Source organism: Pseudomonas sp. 8BK, assembly GCF_902506475.1.
GTDB lineage: Bacteria > Pseudomonadota > Gammaproteobacteria > Pseudomonadales > Pseudomonadaceae > Aquipseudomonas > Aquipseudomonas anguilliseptica.
The window spans coordinates 3,560,662-3,579,760 of the sequence record NZ_LR733252.1 but is presented as its reverse complement, the minus strand read 5'-3'; the positions used below and the strand labels follow the sequence as shown (position 1 = coordinate 3,579,760).

Here is a 19,099-nt window from a genome sequence, read left to right as displayed (position 1 = left end):
CATCAATGAGTCGGAGTCTGCCTATGTCCACCTCCCTTCCTGCTTTGGCATTTGCTGGTATTGGTCTGATGGGCCTGCCCATGAGCCAGCGCCTGTTGGCCGCTGGCTATCCGCTGAGCGTGTGGAGTCGCTCCCCTAATAAGTGCACGCCGTTGCAGGCGTTGGGCGCGCAAACGGTGGCCAGCCCGGCGCAGCTCTGTGCTCAGGCCGATGTCGTCATGCTTTGCCTGGCCAACACCGATGTAGTGCGCGAGGTGGTATTCGGCCCCGGCGGCATTGTGGAAATGGGCAAGCCAGGGCAGGTACTGGTGGATTTCTCCAGCCTGGAACCAGCCGCCACCCGTGAAATGGCTGCTGAACTGCATGCTCGCTGTGGCATGCGCTGGGTCGATGCGCCGGTTTCCGGCGGTACACCGGGCGCGGCCAACGGTACATTGGCGATCATGGCCGGTGGCCGGGTTGAGGATATCGAACGGGTTAGGCCGATCCTTGCACATCTGGGGCAACGCCTGACGCGCATGGGTGACGTTGGCGCAGGCCAGGTGACCAAGGTGTGCAACCAGATGATCGTCGCCTGTAACGCTTTGGTGATCGCTGAGGTGGTGGCGTTGGCCGAGCAGGCCGGGGTCGATGCCAGCCTGATTGCACCCGCGCTGGCCGGCGGTTTTGCCGATTCCAAGCCGCTGCAGATTCTCGCGCCACAGATGGCCGAGAGTCAGTTCGAGCCGGTCAAATGGCATGTGCGCACCTTGCTCAAGGATCTCGATACGGCGGTCAAGCTGTCGCAGCAGACCGGCTCGGCCACGCCGGTCAGCGGCCTGGCGGCGCAGCTGATGCGCCAGCACGGCAGCCAGGGCAATCTGGAGCGTGACCCGGCGACCCTGGTGCAACTGTACCGAGTGCCACAGCCTCAAGAGTCACAGCCATGAAGATCGCGGCCAATCTGTCGTTGTTGTTTACCGAGTTACCACTGCGTGAGCGGGTAGTGGCTGCCGCCGCTGCCAGCTTTGATGGTGTGGAAATCCAGTTTCCCTACGAGCTGCCGGCCATTGCCCTGAAAGAGGCACTGGAGGCTGCGGGTATGCCGCTGCGCCTGATCAACCTGCCGGCTGGTGATCTGATGAATGGTGGTGCTGGTTTGGCTGCGGTCCCCGCACGTCAGTCAGAGTTTGCTGCGGCGTTGCAGCAGGCCTTGAGCTACGCCGCCATGGTGCGGCCAGCGCTGGTCAATGTGCTGCCGGGTCGCCTGGCCGAGGGTGTTGAGCCTAAACAGGCGTTGGTCTGCCTGGTCGACAACCTGCGCAAGACTGCCGAGGCCTTTCAGTTGTTGGGTATTGGTGTGGTGGTGGAGGCGATCAACCCACTGGATATGCCAGGGTTTATGATCAATACCCCGGAGCAGCTGAATGAGTTGCTCAAGGCAGTGGCCCATCCCAATCTGACTGCGCAGTACGACCTCTACCATATGGCGCGGCAGGGTCTGGATATACAGGCGGGTATCACTTTGCTGGCCGGGAGTATTGGTCATGTGCAGTTTGCCGATTACCCCGGTCGCGGCGCGCCGGGCAGTGGCGAATTGCAGTTCGCGCCGTTGCTCAAGGCTTTGCGTGATAGTGGGTATCAGGGCTGGGTAGCGGCCGAATATCGACCGGGAGAGGCGGGCACCTTGGCCAGTTTGAGCTGGTTGAGTGAGTGGCGAGCAATGCTCGCCTGAAGGATGCGCCTGTTTTTCGCAGCGACTGCAGCGGAAAACAGGCGCTACGGCCTTATTCTTGCGGGCTTTCGTGGTACTTGTTGAGCGAGATAACCCGGGTCTTACCGATACGGTGGCGGTAGATCTCGCGCAGATACTTGATCGCCTTTTTCACGCTTTCACGGGATAGACGGATATCGTTGATCGAGACGAATTTGTCCTGATCGTGGATCAGCTCGCGGTACTTCTTCTCGTACATCGGCTTAATCGCGTACCAGTTGGTATCGAGGATCTTCGCCGGGTTCTCAAACTCGTTGAGCATGGCGTCGACCCGCACTTCGTCAAACTCATCACTCATGATGAAATCGAGAATGGCGTTGTCCAGGCTTTCGTCGAAGCGGTGCGGGTCGCGGGCAAAGCAGCGCTTGATAAAGGCCACGATCAGGGTCAGGAAGTCATCCGACAGGCACGGGCTCTTGGCGATCAGAGTGGTCAGTGACAGGTTGGCCGAGGCGCCAATCACCAGTGCATAGCGCTTCAGCGTGGTGTTGGGGAACAGGCTGTTGAGGTGAGTCTTGAGCCGGTTCAGATCCATATAGGACAGCTTGTAGTCTTTCGGCAGCGAGACGATCGATACCACCGAGGAGCAGTTCTTGAAGAAGTGCAGGTCGCTGAGTTTGGCGGCGTTGTAGTCGGACTTCTTGTACTCATCCAGCGCTTCGCGGTAACGCTTGGACTCAATCGGCAGCAGGCTGATGCCTTCGATGGCCTGGGTGACCTTGTTGAAGTGCGGCAGGTCGATGGAGCGGAAGAACAGGTCGTCGATATTCAGCCGCGACGGCTCCTTGTCCAGCACGCGGAACTTGTCCAGTGCTGCGGCGCTTTGCTCGGGCACCACCGATTCGGCATACGCCACGGCCACAGGGCCGGCCAGGCTCATAAACAGGTCGTTGGCGTCCAGGCGGATGGTTTCACCGATGTCGATGCCGGCGCGGCGGAAGTAGTTCTGGTCGTAGTCGGTGGTCACTGCCTGGGCGGTGAGAATGTTGAAGATCTGCTGCGAGATGTACTGGTTGGCGTGACGCTCCATGGCGTTGACGTCGATGTTCTGGATATTGCCGTCATCGCTTTCTTCGGCGTAGCGCATGATGTCGTTGGAGATCAGCATCATGGCGTTCCATGGACGGATGCGGCGCATCACGCTTTCTTCGCTGTTCTCTTCATTGTCGAAGTTGTAGGAGAAGTCCCACTCCTCGGCGAGGTACTTGCACAGCAGGCGGCCGGCGTTGATATGCAGGGCCTCTGACATCTCGCTGCGCTGGTCGGAGATGTTCGGCAGGATGCAGATGCCGCTGGTGAAGATTGGCTCGAAGACGAAGCTGTGGTCGCGGTTCTCCGGGCTTTCCTCGAAGTTCTTGGTGTCGAAGGTCTTGCTCATGTAGGCGAACTGCTGCGCCAGGCCGAACTCTGAAGCCATGCCCGAGCCAGTGCCGCCACCGGCGCTGAAGATGTAGAAGTACAGGCGCGACTGGTTGGCCTTGATGCCGCACGAATCGATCAGGTAGCTGTGAATGAATTTCCAGTCTTCGTTGGTGAAGCGCTGGGTGTCCTTGTTGAGGATGATCTTGGCAAGATATTGGCCGAGGATCGGCGCGTTACCGGCGCCGCCGGCATGCACCTCGGAGAGGTCCATGATTTTCATCTTGCTGTAGTCGCTGAGGAAACCGCTGGTTTCGCCCTTGCGCGAGAAGCGGATGCGTCCCTCGATGTCCTTGTCCAGGTCGCCGAGCATCACCAGTGGCTCGATCAGAAATACCGGTTTGCTGTCCTTGCTCGGAGCACGCAGCAGGTTGCTGCGAATCCAGCGGGTGGGGCGGAAATCCTGTTCGGCAACGGTTTTTTCTTCGTTGTTGAATTCGCTCAGGTAGAACTGCCGGGCGTTGTAGACCAGCGATGCAACATCCAATGCGATGTTCGAGCCGCAGCGTCCAAGGCCGATCAGGCAAACAGATGGAAAGTGCTGCACCCGCCGTTCGTTGTCGTCATCCTGCGGGACAGGGGGAAACACCAGGCTGCGCAGGCCGTCGAGGTTATCGAGGATGCGATCGATGTCGCGCTCGGTGAAATACATGTACTGCTCGCCGCTGCTATCCAAGCGCATTGGCGGCGGTAGAGGGGCCAGTCGCTCGATTGGAGCGAGCAGGGTATCAGCCAGGTCAGCCAGTGTGGCTTCGGTCGCGGGGGAGGTCACAGCGTCTTTTTTTGTTTTCATTTAGAGACATTCCGGCTGCTAACGAGGGTGGAGCGGCAAATGGCCATGTTTCGCTCAACAGGCTTGTTTGTAGCATGAAAAATAGAAAATCTCGCTGTTTCACCCGGTTTTACTGAGGCATATCCGCAGTTTTTCCGGTGCGCTTTGTGACCTGGGTGCTTGCTCGGACGCCCATTACCCGGCATACACACAACAAATAGTCACAGACAGCATAGACGCAAGGCTCTAGATTGCGCCTGCACATGCTGGATACGGCGGTTGGCCATGCGCCTCCGACCCGCTTCGATAACAACAAATAGAGATGGATTCCATGCAGCAGTCCCTACAAGCGGCGAATGCCTGGCGCATTCTGTTCCTGCTTTTTCTCGCCAACCTGTTCAACTTCTTCGACCGCACCATTCCGGCGATCATCATCGAGCCGATCCGCATGGAATGGGATCTCAGTGACCTGCAGCTGGGCTTGATCGGTACCGCCTTTACCATTGTCTATGCGATTGCCGGCATTCCACTGGGGCGCATGGCTGATACCGGCGCGCGGCGCAAGATCATGGGATGGGGTTTGGCAGTCTGGAGCGGGCTGACGGCGGTCAACGGCCTGGCCTGGAACTTCTGGAGCTTCCTGCTGATTCGCATGGGCGTCGGTATTGGCGAGGCCAGCTACGCGCCCGCGGCCAACTCGCTGATCGGCGATCTGTTCCCAGCGCACAAGCGTGCGCGGGCCATGGGCATCTTTATGCTTGGCCTGCCGATCGGCCTGCTGTTGGCATTCTTCACCATCGGTGCAATGGTCAAAGCGTTCGACAGCTGGCGCGCTCCGTTCTTTATTGCGGCGGTGCCAGGGCTGATCCTGGCGCTGTTTATGTTCTTTATCAAAGAACCCAAGCGCGGTGCGGCCGAGCTGGTGCAATCGCGCACCACGCCAGTGGATAAACCGCTGCGCAAGGTGCTGGCGATTCGCACCTTCTGGTGGCTGGTGATGGCCGGCCTGGCCTTCAACTTTGCCACCTATGCCTGCAACTCATTCATGGTGCCGATGCTGCAACGCTACTTTCTGATGCCGCTGGAACAGGCGGCTATGGCCACCGGGGTGATCGTCGGCTTGACCGGTCTGGTCGGCCTGACTCTTGGTGGTTGGCTGGCGGACAGGATCCACCAACGCTGGCAGACTGGTCGCTTGCTGTTTGCTGCCCTGAGCATGTTGATTGCCTCTGTCGCCACGGGCTACGCCCTGATGGCTGGCCGGGTCGAAATCGCGGTGTTCGTGGCGCTGTTCAGCATCGGCTGGCTGTTCGCCTACAACTTCTACACCTGCGTCTATACCGCGATTCAGGACGTGATCGAGCCGCGTCTGCGCGCTACCGCCATGGCGCTGTTCTTCGCCGGCCTGTACCTGCTCGGCGGCGGACTTGGCCCATTGGCGGTGGGCATGCTGTCGGATCACTATTCCCACGCGGCGATGCTCGCCGCCGGGGCCAGTGAAATGAACGAGACCTTCAAGGCCGTCGGCCTGCACAACGCCATGTACCTGATTCCCGTAGCCTTGATGCTGACCATGCTGGCGCTGTTGCAGGCATCGCGCTGCTTCGTCGCCGACGCCGCAACAATGCAGCAGGGCATGCAGCTACAGCCCGCTAGCTAAGCCGTTTTACCCGGCCGTTCGGCATGCGCCGGATGGCCGGGCAACGGCTGGATCCTGTGCAATACTCAGTCGCACTGCTGTCCGCAATTGCGACTGAGGACAACCACCATGGGCATTTCCCGCCTTGTGCTGGGCCACAGTAATGCGCTTGGCGCGCATCCCCTGTGCAACCTATTGGCTCAGTGTCCGCTGACTTTGCAGGCGATCGACGCGCCTGACGGGTTGCCGGATGACGTGGCGCTGGTGCTGCTTGACGAACGGCTGCTGGCGCTGCGGCCGTTGGCCGACTGGCTGGGGTGTGGCGCTATTCTGGTGGGCTGCATGGATCAGCCCGGTGTGTTGCCTTTGCCGCCGCACGCCAGTGTCGAGGAGCTGTCGGCGCTGCTGCGTTTTGCCGGTGAGCAATACAGCCTGCGTCATCAAACCGAGCAATTGGCTGCCGCCCTGGCGGGCAAGCATGATGACCTGAGCAAGCTGGTGGACGTGGGCCTGGCGCTATCGGCCGAGCGTGATCTGGACCGCTTGCTGGAAAAAATTCTTATCGAAGGGCGGCGCTTGTCCAATAGCGACGCAGCCTCGCTGTTTCTGGTCAGCCGCCGTCCGGATGCACCGGCGCAGCTGATTTTCAAACTGACGCAGAACGGCACGCTCAGCCAGAACAGCTTTCAGGACCAGCGCATGCCGTTGAGCAAGGCCTCGATTGCCGGCTACGTCGCGCTGACCAGCACCGAGCTGAATATCGAAGACGTGTATGCGATTGCCGCCGATGCGCCGTATCGCTTCAACCGCTCTTTCGACCTGCAGATGGGCTACCGCACCATGTCGATCCTGGCGATCCCCATGCGCAACCATCGTCATGAAGTGGTTGGCGTGCTGGAATTTATCAACCGCCAGCGCAAGGGCAGCGAGCAGCTCGAGCCTGAGCTGATTGCCTTCGATGAAGAAACCGCCGTGTCTTTGCGTGCATTGGCCAGCCAGGCGGCGGTGGCGATCGAGAATCGTCAGTTGCTGGATGACATCAGCCGGCTGTTCGACGGTTTCGTGCAGGCCTCGGTGTTTGCCATCGAACAGCGCGATCCGACCACCAGCGGCCATTCCTTCCGGGTTGCCGAACTGTGCCTGACCCTGGCCAACCAGTTGCCCCACGCTCCAGATTTGCGCTTGCGCGAGCAGGCGCTGAGCAGCAACGGCTTGCGTGAGCTGCGCTACGCCGCTTTGCTGCATGATTTCGGCAAGGTTGGGGTGCGCGAGCATGTGTTGGTAAAAGCCAAGAAACTTCCAGAGCAGGTGCTGGAAAACCTGCGTTATCGCGTCGCCCTTGCCCAGGAAAATCTGCATAACCAGACCCTGCGCAAGATGCTGCACGCCTACCGTCATCAGGGTGGCCTGAGTGATGAAAGGCGCCTGCAACTGGAAGCCGAACTGGCCTATGAGTGCGAGCGGCTGGAGCGTTACCTGAACAACATTATTCAGGCCAACGAGCCGAGCATGCTCAGTGAGGGGGATTTTCAGCATCTGCAGGAAGTGCAAGGCGAGCTGGTCAAGGCACCCGGCAATTGCCTAGTCAGCCTGCTCAGCGAGGGCGAGTTCAGCGCTCTGGCCGTGCGCAAAGGCAGCCTGACCACGGCCGAGCGCGAAGAAATCGAGCGGCATGTGGTGCACACCCAGCAGTTTCTCAGCCTGATCCCCTGGACTCCGGACTTGCAGGGCGTACCGCATATAGCCGGGGCACACCACGAAAAACTCGATGGCAGCGGTTACCCCAAAGGCCTGATTGGCGATGCGATTCCCTGCGCCTCACGGATCATGACCATTTGTGATATCTACGATGCTTTGACCGCGGCCGATCGCCCCTACAAACCGGCAATGCCGCTGGAACGGGCGCTGGATATTCTCAAGAGTGAGGCGCAGAGCGGTTTGCTCGACGCCGAGTTGGTGCAGCTGTTTATCGCCAGCCGCTGCTTCCAGGTGACGGGTGCACCGGGTTCGTACACCACCTCACCGTTCAGTCATCACGTGTGTGATTACGAGCCGTCCTGTGCCCGCGAACATCCCCACACCCACTGAGAACCTGCCTTGGATCTGCTGCGCGTCGGCGATACTGCGTTAAAAACAGGCTCAGCAAGCCACTTGTGGCTAAGGCGCTTTAGCGCGGCCCGAAGGGCGAGTGAAACGAGTAATGCTCGTTCACAACAGTAAACTCGCGTGCGAGCTCAGTCCGCTTCCTCGCCTGCCTTGACCAGCCGAAGGCTGTTACTAACGTAGCGCCTTGTCTCGCTTTAGCTCGCGAGATCTAAAACAGGTTCTGAAATGGTTGTCTGTCTCTATCACTTGCTTCTAAGCGCCTGCTGATAGCGGGCATCTAGGCTTTGGGTCTGGCCGCTGGCGTTCTTATCGATATACAGATAGACCGGCTGCAGGCGCTGCAGGCGGTCGTCGATACCTGGGTGCACCTTGAGAAAGCTGGTGAGCGCCGCGTCGTTCTGCCGGGTGGTGCCGAGGGTCTGTAGTACACCGGCCAGGCCGTAGGCGTCGTAGCCGGAGCGGGTGGCGATTACCGCACCCATGGCGTCGGCTTCGTACTCATCGCCACGGTCCAGGCCGCGGCTGTAGAGGTCGCTGACGCTGCGGGTAAAGCGGTCGGTCAGCTGGCCTGCTTGACTACCGCCCTTGTCGGCGGCGCCAGCTTGCACGGCGAGAGTGGCGAGATCAGTGAGCAGGCCGGTTTGCGCTTGTTGCTGAATAGCCTTGAGGTGATGCTGCTGCACCACATGAGCCACTTCATGGGCCAATACGCCTGCCAGTTCGGCCTCGCTGTTCATTCGCGTCAGCATGCCGCTGGTGATAAATACGTAACCGCCCGGGGCGGCATAGGCAGCCACTTGCGGGCTGTCGAGCACGACGAAACGCCAGGGCAGGTCGGGGCGCTCACTGTGCTGGGCGACCCATAGGCCGACGCGGTTGATGTAGGCCTGCAGCGGCGGGTTGTTCAGTACCGCCGCTTTGCTCAGCAGGATAGAGGCGGTGTTCTGCCCGATCACCCGCTCTTCATCGACGCTTTTCTGGCCCATATTGGTCAGGTGCTGGCCGGCGCTGGCCAGTTTGCCCAGATCGACGCCCTGAATCTGCATGCCTTCCAAGCCCTGGCAGGCGCTGAGGCTGACAACCAGGCCAAGCAGGCTGGCGCATTTGAGTAATACGGCTGTTTGCATGTCGCTCTCCTCGCGGCCTGTTAGCGGGGGTAGGGCAGGTTCTGGCTGCGCAGGCCGCCTTGCTGGGCAAAACTGCGCGCCTCGCTCGGGCTGGCAGCGAAGGCGTCCAGGCTCTGTACGCTAGCCGAGGTGTTGGCACTGCCGCTGCGCAGTTCTTCATCGCTGATGCCGCGAATCCCGGTGGCTACGCCGCTGGCGGGGGAGGACTGGTTGCCGAGCTTGAGCAGGCTACCCAGGTCATTGCTGCGGCTGGCTTGTGCATCCTTGGCAAAGCGCAGGCTGAGCAGTGGCAGCCAGCCGCGCTGGCCGCCGGAGGTTTCCACCTGATACCAACCGCCCTGGCGTTCCAGTACCAGCACCTGCGCCTGTTTGCCGACCTGACCGACACTGGCGGCCGAAGCACTGGGTTCGGCGCGCAGGGCACTGTCCTGCAGGGTCTGCGCCTGGCGTACTTCGGCCAGCGCCGAGAAGCAGTAGAAGCTGAATATCAGCGCCGCAAGGGCACTGCAGAGGCCTTTATTCATCATGTCTCCTTCGCGGTTCGTAGAGCATTACGGCTTCGGCGCGACCTTTTACTTGGTGTTCGCCTTGGGGCACGAAGTCCAGATCGAGCGTGCAGGCCTCACGGGTGGCGGCAGAAATCAGCAGATGGGCGCGGCCTTTGGTCAGCCCTTCGATGCGGCTGGCAAGGTTCACCGTGTCGCCTATTGCAGTGTAGTCATAGCGCTGCTTTGCGCCGACCAGGCCGACGACCGCTGGTCCCGTGTGCAGGCCGATGCCGATGTCGAAATCCGGGCAGTTGTAGTCGCGGCGAAAGGCGTCGAGGTTTTCCAGCATTTCCATCGCGGCCAGAATGGCTTGGTTGGCCTGTTGTGGGTTGTCCAACGGCGCGCCCCAGAAGGCCATGATGGCGTCGCCGATAAACTTGTCGAGGGTCGCCTGGTGTTTGAACAGCACCTCCACCTGGCTGCTGAAATAGCCTTCGAGCAGGTGCACGATTTCGCTTGGCGTGTGCTGCTCAGAGAGGGTGGTAAAGCTGCGGATATCGGAAAACAGCACGGTTAGCTGACACTCCTTGCTCGCCAGCAAGGCTTCCGGGTCGTCGCGCGATACCAGTTGGTTGACCACCACCGGGTCCATAAAGCGGCTGAACAGGCGAATGGTGTCCTGCAATTGCTGGCGTCGGCGTAGATAGAACAGTGCCAGTGCCGCCGCCAGCAGCAGCCACAGGCAGATCAGCCCCGGCAGCACGCCAAGCAGCGTGCCTTGCAAGGCCAGCCAGTAGCTACCGGCAAACAGTGCCAGGCTGCCGAGCAGGCACAGGGCAAAAGCCGCCGGCAGCTGTTCACGCAGCAGCAATCCACTTAAACCGAGCAATAACAGCAGTGGGCCGAGCAGCTCCAGCCAGCTCTCTGCTTCGTGCAACTGGTTGTTGTTGAGCAGGTTGTCGATGGCCGTCATCAGGATAAACGGCGCTGGATAGAGGGTATCCAGCGGGGTGGGGCGCAGGTCGTGCAGGCCGGCGGCGGTGGTGCCGATCACGATGATGCGGTCCTTGAACAGCTCGGCTGCCAGCGGCTCGCCCTGATTGCGCGCCGCCGCCAGTACGGCGGCGTAGGGTAGGCGCGGGTAGGGCAAGCGGCTGGTGCCGGGCCAGTCCAGCAGCAGACTCTGCTGCTGCGGCAAGTTGCCGGTCAGGTCATGCACGATGCGCGCAGGCATGCTGGGCAGGCGCCAGTCGGCAAAGCTGCGGTACAGCTCATAGCGCCGACCGATGCCGTCGGCATCGGGGCGAAAGTTGATGCTGCCCAAGCGCCACAGCTCGCTGGGGAAGGCGTTGGGCAGCAGAAGTAGCCCGCGTTGATCGTCCGCGCCGCGTTGCCCGGGCGCTTGCCAGGTTGCCGCAGGATAGTCGCGCAGCAGTGGCGGCTGGCTGCCTTCGTCGGCTTGCTGGACCAGGGCTGCGAGGTAGGTGTTGGCGCTGCGTTGCAGCACTTCGGCAAAGTAGCTGTCGGCGTCCGGGTTGAACTGGTCGGGTTCGCTGAACAGGATGTCGAAGGCCACGGCCTTGGGGTGTTGGCTGAGCAGGTATTCCAGCAGTTCGCCATGCAGCGAGCGCGGCCAAGGCCATTTTCCGGCTTCACTGGCCAGCACTTGCAGGCTCAGGTCGTCGATATCGATGAGCAGCAGGCGTGGATCGGGCGCCTGTTCTGCGGCGCGCTGGCGGATCAGCCAGTCGAGGTGGGCGTTGTTCAACCCGTTCAGTGCGGGCCACAGATGCAACAGAGGAAGCAGGAGCAGCGCCAGCAGGCAAAGCCCGCCGAGGCTGTGGCGAAACCGACGCGAGGCGGCGCGTGCTGGCACTGTGAGCTCCTGTGGGCTGGAGTGACAGAAGTAATGCTTCTGACTCTAGCAGCCCGCAGGCAGTTACTCAGGTAGACGCGGCAGAGCCTGTTCAAAGGCTTGCGAGCTAGAGTCCTGCAAGGCAAAAACAGGCGAGGAAGCGGAGTGTACTGTTGTACATGAGCATTCCGAGCCTGTTTTTAACGCCGCAGGGCCGACGCGCAGCAGCCTTTTAGCCAGCAACCAGTACGCGAATAGCCTCTAGTCGCAACGCCGCCTTGTCGAGCATGGCCAGGCCTTGCTCGCGCAGCTGGCGCAGGGCGTTGAGTTCGCTGTCACGCACGCTGGGGTTGACCGCTTGCAGGGCGATCAGGCGGGCCAGCTCTTCATCGGTTTCAGCGGCCAGGCGGCGCTTGGCTTCGTCGACGCGCGCCGTGTGGCGTTCGGCGACCTTGCCTTCGCCGGCGTTGATCAGCGGGTTGAGGCTGTCGCGCTGGGCCTGGACGAACTTGTTGGCGCTGGCCCGTGGCACAGGCTCCAACTGTTCGTTGAGCTTCTCGAACGAGACCTTGCTGGCCAGGTCGTTGCCGTTGGCATCCAGCAGGCAGCGCAGGGCGATCGGCGGCAGGTAGCGGCCCAGCTGCAGAGTGCGTGGCGCCACCACTTCGCTGACATACAGCAGTTCCAGCAGCACGGTGCCGGGTTTCAGCGCCTTGTTCTTGATCAGCGCCACCCCGGTGTTGCCCATCGAGCCTGAGCGCACCAAGTCCATGCCGCCTTGCACCATGGGGTGTTCCCAGGTGAGGAACTGCATGTCCTCGCGGGCTAGGGCCAGGTCGCGGTCATAGGTGATGGTCACGCCTTCGTCGTCGCCCAGGGGGAAGCTGGCATCCAGCATCTTTTCGCTGGGACGCAGGATCAGGGCGTTGTCGGAATGGTCTTCGCTGTCGATGCCGAAGGCGTCGAACAGTTGCTCCATATAGATCGGCAGGGCGAACTGGTCATCCTGCTCGAGAATCGCCTCAACCAATGCCTCGCCTTCGCCAGCACCGCCGGAGTTGAGCTCCAGCAGGCGGTCGCGCCCGGCGTGCAGCTCGCCTTCCAGGCGAATACGTTCGGCTTTGGCTTCGTCAACCAGGGCTTGCCACTCACCGTCGTCGCCGCTTTCCAGTAGCGGTAGCAGGCGGCTGCCGAACTGGTGCTGTAGGGCGTTGCCGGTTGGGCAGGTGGCGAGGAAGGCATTCAGCGCCTGGTGATACCACTGGAACAGGCGCTCTTGCGGGCTGTTTTCCAGATACGGTACGTGCAGTTGAATGCGGTGCTTCTGACCGATACGGTCGAGGCGGCCGATGCGCTGCTCAAGCAGATCCGGGTGAGCCGGCAGGTCGAACAGCACCAGATGGTGGGCGAACTGGAAGTTGCGACCTTCCGAGCCGATTTCCGAGCAGATCAGCACCTGCGCGCCGAACTCTTCATCAGCGAAGTAGGCGGCGGCGCGGTCGCGTTCCAGGATGCTCATGCCTTCATGGAACACCGTAGCCGGGATGCCTTTGCGTACGCGCAAGGCGTCTTCCAGGTCCATGGCGGTCTCGGCATGGGCGCAGATCACCAGCACCTTGAACTTCTTGAGCATCTTCAGGGTGTCGATCAGCCACTCGACGCGCGGGTCGAATTTCCACCAGCGCTGTTCTTCATCGACATCCGGCTGCGCCTGGTAGCTGACTTCCGGGTAGAGGTCGGCGTGCTCGCCAATCGGCAGCTCCATGTATTCGTCAGGGCTGGCCAGCGGATAGGGGTGTACTTCACGGTCCGGAAAGCCCTGCACGGCGGCGCGGGTGTTACGGAACAGCAGGCGGCCGGTGCCATGACGATCCAGCAGCTCGCGCACCAGGCGCGCCGAGGCTTCGCTGTCACCGGCATTGACGGCGCTCAGCAGCTCTTCACCGCCAGCACCGAGGAAATCGTGAATGGTTTTGTGCGCCGCATCTGACAGGCGACCTTGGTCGAGCAGCTCCTGCACGGCTTCGGCAATCGGCTTGTAGTGTTCGCTTTCGGCGCGGAAGGCGGCCAGGTCATGGAAACGGTTCGGGTCGAGCAGGCGCAGACGGGCGAAGTGGCTGTCCTGGCCAAGCTGTTCCGGGGTGGCGGTGAGCAGCAGCACACCAGGGATGACCTGGGCCAGTTGTTCAACCAGCGCGTACTCGGGGCTGGCGTGCTCGGGGTGCCAGACCAGGTGGTGCGCTTCGTCGACCACCATCAGATCCCAGCCGGCAGCAAACAGCGCGTCCTGGGCCTTTTCGTCCTCGCACAGCCATTCCAGAGCGACCAGCGCCAGTTGGCAGTCTTCGAACGGGTTGCTGGCGTCACTTTCGATAAAGCGTTCTTCATCGAACAGGGCAACATCCAGGTTGAAGCGTCGGCGCATTTCCACCAGCCACTGGTGCTGGAGGTTTTCCGGCACCAGGATCAGCACCCGGCTGGCACGCCCGGAGAGCAGTTGACGGTGGATTACCAGGCCGGCTTCGATGGTTTTGCCCAGGCCCACTTCGTCGGCGAGCAATACACGCGGGGCGATGCGGTCGGCGACTTCGCGGGCAATATGCAGCTGGTGCGCAATTGGTTGCGCACGCACACCGCCCAGGCCCCAGAGGCTGGATTGCAATTGGCGGCTGGTGTAATCCAGGGTGTGGTAACGCAGGGCGAACCAGGGCAGCGGGTCGATCTGCCCGGCAAACAGGCGATCACTGGCCAGGCGGAACTGGATAAAGTTCGACAGCTGGGTTTCCGGCAGGGTGACACTTTCGTGCTGGGCATTGAGGCCGTGATAGACCAGCAGGCCGTCGATATCGTCGACTTCCTGTACGGTCAGTTTCCAGCCATCGAAATGGGTGATTTCATCGCCCGGTGAGAAGCGTACGCGGGTCAATGGCGCATTGCGCAGGGCGTACTGGCGAGTTTCGCCGGTGGCCGGGTAGAGCACGGTGAGCATGCGGCCGTCCTGCATCAGAACGGTTCCCAGCCCCAGCTCCGCTTCGCTGTCACTGATCCAGCGTTGCCCCGGTTCATACTGCGCCATGCTTGTCTCCCGCGTGAAAAAGCCGACTATGTTAACGCAGCGTCGGGCCGTGGCCAAAGGCGCATTGCTACGCATCGGGCACTTTGTGTAATTAGGTAGATCGAAAGTGTAGCGAGGCGAGGCTCAAGTCGCGGCTTGGCTGGCCGACAGTCTGACCAAAGGAGGGCTAATTAGATGCTGCCGCCGATCCCCCACAGTCTGGTTCCCGTAACCGTCCAGCAGGACGTGGTCAAGCCGCGCCCGGAAATCCCGCCGGTTACAGCATCTGCGGAAAGCGCCAAGGAAAGTGGCGTGAGCCTCGATAAACGCCACCCGCAGGAAGCGGAGATGCTGTTGCGCGAAGAGCAGCGCCGTCGCCAGCGCCGTCATGGCTACACACCGGAAGAACTGGCCGAAGGCGAAGTGGCCGAGGCCGACGAGGCGGTGGTCAGTGAGCTGCCACGGCAGGGCTTGTGGGTGGATGTGGAGGTCTGAGCTGGGCACACTAGGTGCTCCGCCTGTTCGAGTCTTGTTTCGTGGATCTATTTGCCGACAGCCCCCTGCAGTTGCCCAATGCCGAGTTGCAGTTGCATGCGCAGTGGCTGGATGCTGCAACGGCTGACCGCTGGTTGGCTGAACTGACGGCGCAGACACCCTGGCAGCAGCCGCAGGTGCAGATTTATGGTCGGCAATTGCCGGTGCCTCGTCTGGTGGCCTGGTATGGCGATGCCGAGGCCAGTTATCGCTATTCCGGGTTGACCCATCAACCGTTGCCCTGGACGCCGCTGCTGGCGCTGATTCGTGCGCAGGTGGAACAGGCGGTGGGGCAGTCACTGAATGGCGTGTTGCTCAACTATTACCGCAATGGCCGGGACTCGATGGGTTGGCACAGTGATGACGAGGCGGAGCTGGGCGCTAATCCGCTGATCGCCTCGCTGAATCTGGGCGGCACGCGGCGCTTCGATCTGCGCCGCAAAGGGCAGAGCCGCATCGAGCATTCGTTGCCGCTGCAACATGGTTCGCTGCTGGTCATGCGCGGGCCAACCCAGCATCATTGGCAGCATCAAGTGGCGAAGACGCGCAGCCCCTGCGCGCCACGTCTGAATCTGACCTTTCGTTTGATCAAGTCGAGACCATGAGCAAAGACGACAAGCTGATTGATTTCGCCGCCGAGCGCGACAAGCGCATCCATGACCTGCGCGACAAGAAACTCAATGAAATGCGCGATGCCTTCGAGCAGGCACTGCCGCTGCCCAAGGGCAAGAAAAAGCCCAAGGGCAAACCGAAAAAGCCTTGAGGCTGTTCTGACATAGGCTGATTTGTTGATCTGGATCAGCTAATCAAAACCTCATCCCGCGAGCGCCCGCCGCTTGTTGATCTGGATCAATGGCGCCCCTGCAGCCCCTGTTAATTTGAAGCCATACCCACACAGGCTTCATAGCAGGAGGCAACCATGTTTATCGATGTCGTAGTTCTCGCCGGTATCGGCACCGTCGGTCTGATGGTCGCCTTCTTCGCCGGTGTCGGTTATTTCATCTGGCAGGATTCGCACAAGCGCAAGCAGGGCTGATTCTGCTGGGAAGGATCGATTCAAGGCCCGTGCAGCAGGCTTTGAATCGGTTCGAAGGGGCACGCAAGGCAATTTGGGCGACTTAGGTCGCCCTTTTTTATGCCTGCCATCCATGGCAGCTTCCCTGCGGGCTGTCGCTACGCGACGTTAAAAGTGATTCCCGACCATTTTTATGGTCTGGATTTGTGAAGGGGATTTACGCCGCGTGCGCATCTTCCGGGCTGCGCGGTGATTCGATGCGCAGGTAACTGTCGAGTTTGGCCTGCTGCGCCGGAGTAGTGAACAGACCGAGTTTGCTGCGCCGCCAGAGAATGTCATCTGCCTGCATGGCCCATTCTTCCTGGCACAGGTAGTCAACTTCACGGCTGTAGAGGCCGCCGCCCAGGTGTTCGCCAAGGTCGCTAAGGTTGCTGACGCCTTTGAGCATCACCCAGCTGCGGCTGCCATAGCTGCTGGCCCAGCGCCGCGCGAGAGAGGTGGGCAGCCAGCCGAAGCGGGCGCACAGTGCTTCCACCAAGGCGCTCTGGCTGTCCAGTTGCTCCGCGCCAGGTAGCAGGCTGCTGGCGGTCCAGCTTGGCCCCATCTTGGGAAAGAACGGCGCCAGTTGTGCCAGCGCCGACTCAGCGAGCTTGCGGTAGGTGGTGAGCTTGCCGCCGAACACCGAGAGCAGCGGTGCTTCGCCGGGGTGGCCAGATAGTGACAGGGTGTAGTCGCGGGTGACCGCCGATGGGTCGTCCGACTCGTCGTCGCACAGCGGGCGTACGCCAGAGTAGGTGTGCAGGATATCGCTGCGCTGCAGTTGCTGCTTGAAGTGGGCGTTGACCACGTTCAGCAAGTAGTCGGTTTCTTCATCGGTGATCGCCACGTTGGCCGGGTCGCCCTGGTATTCGCGGTCCGTGGTACCGATCAGGGTGAAGCGCTCCTGATAGGGAATGGCGAAGACAATGCGGCGGTCTTCGTTCTGCAGAATGTAGGCCTGCTCGCCATCAAACAGGCGCGGCACGACGATATGGCTGCCCTGAATCAGGCGAATGCCATAGGGCGATTCCTGTTTCAGGTCTTCGCGAATAAACCGCGCGACCCAAGGGCCGGCGGCATTGACCAGCGCGCGGGCACGAATCGAGAACAGGCTGCCGTCGCTGCGCTCCAGATGGATATGCCACAAGCCTTTGCTGCGCCGGGCGCTGACGCAGCGGGTGCGGCTGTGCACGTGAGCGCCTTGCTCGCGGGCAGCCATGGCGTTGAGTACCACCAGGCGGGCGTCATCGACCCAGCAATCGGAATATTCGAAACCGCGGGTGATCTCGGCCTGCAGCGGGCTGCCGGCACCGAAACGCAGGCTGCGCGAGCCTGCCAGCTTCTCGCGCTTGCCCAGGTGGTCATAGAGGAACAGTCCGGCACGGATCATCCAGGCCGGCCGCAGGTGCGGGCGGTGCGGCAGGATAAAACGCATGGGTTTGACGATATGCGGGGCCTTATTCAGCAGCACTTCACGCTCGGCCAGGGCTTCGCGCACCAGACGGAATTCGTAGTGCTCCAGATAGCGCAGGCCACCGTGGATCAACTTGCTGCTGGCCGACGAGGTGTGTTGCGCCAGGTCGTCCTTTTCGCAAAGGAACACGGACAGGCCACGTCCCGCGGCATCGGCGGCAATCCCGACACCATTGATGCCGCCGCCGATCACGGCAAGGTCATAGACTTCAGCGAGTGGGGTGTTGCTGGCGGGACGAGTAGACATGGCGGCACCGAAAGTCAGTATTGAACTTAAAATGTTCACTTTCGAAAATATGCTAGTCGAATATGTACGGCTTCGCCACCCCGAAGTGCGCTTTCGCGCCCAGCGGTTGTGAGGAATTGGTGGTGGGATATCGGTTAAGTCAGTGCTAGTCCTGCACGGATGGGCTTACACCAGGTCGAGGTGTACTTTGTGTTCGGCGAGTAGGCGGTTGATCGCAGTGGACGGCGCAGCATCGGTAAATACTCGATCGACCAGGGCGACTGAGCCCAGGCGCACCACAGCGTTGCGGCCGAACTTGCTGGAGTCGACGGCCAGAAATACCTGGCGCGCATTGTTGATAATCGCCTGGGAGACCCGTACTTCCTGGTAGTCGAAGTCGAGCAGGCTGCCGTCTTCATCGATGCCGCTGATGCCGACCAGGGCGAGGTCGACCTTGAACTGCTGGATAAAATCCACCGCCGCCTGGCCGACGATACCGCCATCGCTACGTACCGTACCGCCGGCCAGCAGTACTTCGAAGTCGGCTTTGGCGCTGAGCTGGGCCGCCACATGCAGGTTGTTGGTGATGATCTTCAGGCCCTTGTGGCCGAGCAACTCACGGGCAATGGCTTCGGTGGTGGTGCCAATGTTGATGAAGAGCGAGGCGTGGTTGGGAATCTGTGCGGCAATGGCGGCAGCGATGCGCTGTTTTTCATCGCGCATCTGCCCGGCGCGCATGCTGTAGGCGGTGTTCTGCGTACTGGAGCTTTCACTGGCTGCACCGCCATGGGTGCGGCGCAGCAGGCCTTGCTCGGCGAGCTGATTAATGTCGCGGCGGATGGTTTGCGGGGTGACGGTAAACGCCTGGGCCAATTCGTCGATGCTGACATAGCCGCGTTCGCGGGCGAGTTCGAGAATGTCGTGCTGGCGGGGCGGCAGGGTCATGAAAACTCCTCGGAAGTGCGCGCCATTATAGGCTGCTGGTTTATAACATTTATGGCCTGCTATCCATGGCGGCCACCCTGTGGGCCGTCGCTTCGCGACGTTAAAAACTGCTCCCGGCAGTTTTTTTCGGCTAAGGTACGCCAACTTTGTCAGATTGTTTTCACATTCGAACATGACGCCTGCTATCGATCTGCTGAAAAAATTCAAGGCTGCGCACCAGGTGCACAGTTATCACCACGATCCCAAGGCGGCTTCCTATGGCCTGGAAGCGGCGGAAAAGCTCAGTCTTGAGCCTGCCCAGGTATTCAAGACACTGCTGGCCGCCAGTGAAAAGGGCGAGTTGCTGGTGGCGGTGGTGCCAGTAGCCGGTACGCTTGATCTGAAAGCCTTGGCGCATGCCGCCGGGGTGAAGAAAGCCGATATGGCGGACCCAGCTGCTGCGCAGCGCGCTACCGGTTACCTGCTTGGCGGCATCAGCCCGCTGGGGCAGAAGAAGCGCCTGCGTACCTTTATCGATGAATCGGCGCAGCACTTCCCGAATATCTACGTCAGCGCCGGGCGGCGCGGCCTGGAGGTACAGCTGGAGGCCGGCGTGCTGGCGCAGCTGACTCAGGCGTTGTTTGCACCTATTGGTCGCGGCTAGTCGCCGCTCT

Annotated in this window: 16 protein-coding genes; 9 read left to right on the top strand and 7 right to left on the bottom strand. The window is 61.1% G+C overall.

What is annotated here, in order from left to right; all coding sequences use genetic code 11:
• Positions 1 to 23: 23 nt before the first annotated feature.
• Both ACIN8IBEIGE_RS16705 and ACIN8IBEIGE_RS16700 read left to right on the top strand, forming a co-directional pair.
• The gene (locus ACIN8IBEIGE_RS16705; protein WP_160015645.1) at positions 24 to 929 is read left to right on the top strand and encodes an NAD(P)-dependent oxidoreductase; all 906 of its coding nucleotides are present in this window, start codon (positions 24 to 26) and stop codon (positions 927 to 929) included.
• A complete protein-coding gene (locus ACIN8IBEIGE_RS16700; protein ID WP_160015644.1) occupies positions 926 to 1,714 on the top strand; it encodes a hydroxypyruvate isomerase family protein in 789 nt (262 codons plus the stop codon). The genes ACIN8IBEIGE_RS16705 and ACIN8IBEIGE_RS16700 overlap by 4 nt, the downstream gene beginning before the upstream one ends.
• A gap of 52 nt (positions 1,715 to 1,766) precedes the next feature.
• Here ACIN8IBEIGE_RS16700 and ACIN8IBEIGE_RS16695 read toward each other — a convergent pair whose 3' ends face one another.
• Entirely contained in the window at positions 1,767 to 3,944 is a 2,178-nt protein-coding gene (locus ACIN8IBEIGE_RS16695) for a hypothetical protein (protein ID WP_372240022.1), read from the bottom strand.
• Between the two features lie 331 nt (positions 3,945 to 4,275).
• Here ACIN8IBEIGE_RS16695 and ACIN8IBEIGE_RS16690 point away from each other — a divergent pair, with 331 nt between their 5' ends.
• A complete protein-coding gene (locus ACIN8IBEIGE_RS16690; protein WP_160015642.1) occupies positions 4,276 to 5,604 on the top strand; it encodes an MFS transporter in 1,329 nt (442 codons plus the stop codon).
• 108 nt (positions 5,605 to 5,712) lie between these two features.
• Positions 5,713 to 7,671, top strand: coding sequence for an HD domain-containing phosphohydrolase (locus ACIN8IBEIGE_RS16685; protein ID WP_160015641.1), 1,959 nt, complete (start codon positions 5,713 to 5,715; stop codon positions 7,669 to 7,671).
• Positions 7,672 to 7,931: 260 nt separating this feature from the next.
• Here ACIN8IBEIGE_RS16685 and ACIN8IBEIGE_RS16680 read toward each other — a convergent pair whose 3' ends face one another.
• The 4 genes from ACIN8IBEIGE_RS16680 to rapA form a co-directional block, all read right to left on the bottom strand.
• The gene (locus ACIN8IBEIGE_RS16680; protein WP_160015640.1) at positions 7,932 to 8,816 is read right to left on the bottom strand and encodes a M48 family metalloprotease; all 885 of its coding nucleotides are present in this window, start codon (positions 8,814 to 8,816) and stop codon (positions 7,932 to 7,934) included.
• Positions 8,817 to 8,836: 20 nt separating this feature from the next.
• Positions 8,837 to 9,340, bottom strand: coding sequence for an SH3 domain-containing protein (locus ACIN8IBEIGE_RS16675; protein WP_160015639.1), 504 nt, complete (start codon positions 9,338 to 9,340; stop codon positions 8,837 to 8,839).
• Complete coding sequence (locus ACIN8IBEIGE_RS16670) at positions 9,333 to 11,180, bottom strand: adenylate/guanylate cyclase domain-containing protein (protein ID WP_160015638.1); 1,848 nt, start codon at positions 11,178 to 11,180, stop codon at positions 9,333 to 9,335. Before ACIN8IBEIGE_RS16670 ends, ACIN8IBEIGE_RS16675 begins: the two co-directional genes overlap by 8 nt.
• Before the next feature lie 211 nt (positions 11,181 to 11,391).
• Complete coding sequence (gene rapA, locus ACIN8IBEIGE_RS16665; protein WP_160015637.1) at positions 11,392 to 14,235, bottom strand: RNA polymerase-associated protein RapA; 2,844 nt, start codon at positions 14,233 to 14,235, stop codon at positions 11,392 to 11,394.
• Between the two features lie 174 nt (positions 14,236 to 14,409).
• On the opposite strand from rapA, the gene ACIN8IBEIGE_RS16660 reads away from it, so the two are divergent.
• From ACIN8IBEIGE_RS16660 to ccoM, 4 genes are all read left to right on the top strand, one after another.
• Positions 14,410 to 14,709 carry an aspartate-semialdehyde dehydrogenase gene (locus ACIN8IBEIGE_RS16660; protein WP_090387573.1) on the top strand — a complete coding sequence of 100 codons (300 nt, stop codon included), beginning with the start codon at positions 14,410 to 14,412 and terminating at the stop codon, positions 14,707 to 14,709.
• Between the two features lie 41 nt (positions 14,710 to 14,750).
• Entirely contained in the window at positions 14,751 to 15,353 is a 603-nt protein-coding gene (locus tag ACIN8IBEIGE_RS16655; RefSeq protein ID WP_160015636.1) for an alpha-ketoglutarate-dependent dioxygenase AlkB, read from the top strand.
• A complete protein-coding gene (locus ACIN8IBEIGE_RS16650) occupies positions 15,350 to 15,511 on the top strand; it encodes a hypothetical protein (RefSeq protein ID WP_090248299.1) in 162 nt (53 codons plus the stop codon). The genes ACIN8IBEIGE_RS16655 and ACIN8IBEIGE_RS16650 overlap by 4 nt, the downstream gene beginning before the upstream one ends.
• Before the next feature lie 156 nt (positions 15,512 to 15,667).
• On the top strand, positions 15,668 to 15,784 hold the full coding sequence (gene ccoM, locus ACIN8IBEIGE_RS21070; RefSeq protein WP_275941110.1) for a cytochrome c oxidase subunit CcoM: 117 nt from the start codon (positions 15,668 to 15,670) through the stop codon (positions 15,782 to 15,784).
• A gap of 196 nt (positions 15,785 to 15,980) precedes the next feature.
• On the opposite strand, the gene glpD is transcribed toward ccoM, so the two are convergent.
• Complete coding sequence (gene glpD / locus ACIN8IBEIGE_RS16645; protein WP_160015635.1) at positions 15,981 to 17,522, bottom strand: glycerol-3-phosphate dehydrogenase; 1,542 nt, start codon at positions 17,520 to 17,522, stop codon at positions 15,981 to 15,983.
• Between the two features lie 165 nt (positions 17,523 to 17,687).
• Entirely contained in the window at positions 17,688 to 18,446 is a 759-nt protein-coding gene (locus ACIN8IBEIGE_RS16640) for a DeoR family transcriptional regulator (RefSeq protein WP_160015634.1), read from the bottom strand.
• A 172-nt stretch (positions 18,447 to 18,618) separates the two neighbouring features.
• Here ACIN8IBEIGE_RS16640 and ybaK point away from each other — a divergent pair, with 172 nt between their 5' ends.
• The gene (ybaK, locus tag ACIN8IBEIGE_RS16635) at positions 18,619 to 19,089 is read left to right on the top strand and encodes a Cys-tRNA(Pro) deacylase (RefSeq protein ID WP_160015633.1); all 471 of its coding nucleotides are present in this window, start codon (positions 18,619 to 18,621) and stop codon (positions 19,087 to 19,089) included.
• Positions 19,090 to 19,099: the final 10 nt, after the last annotated feature.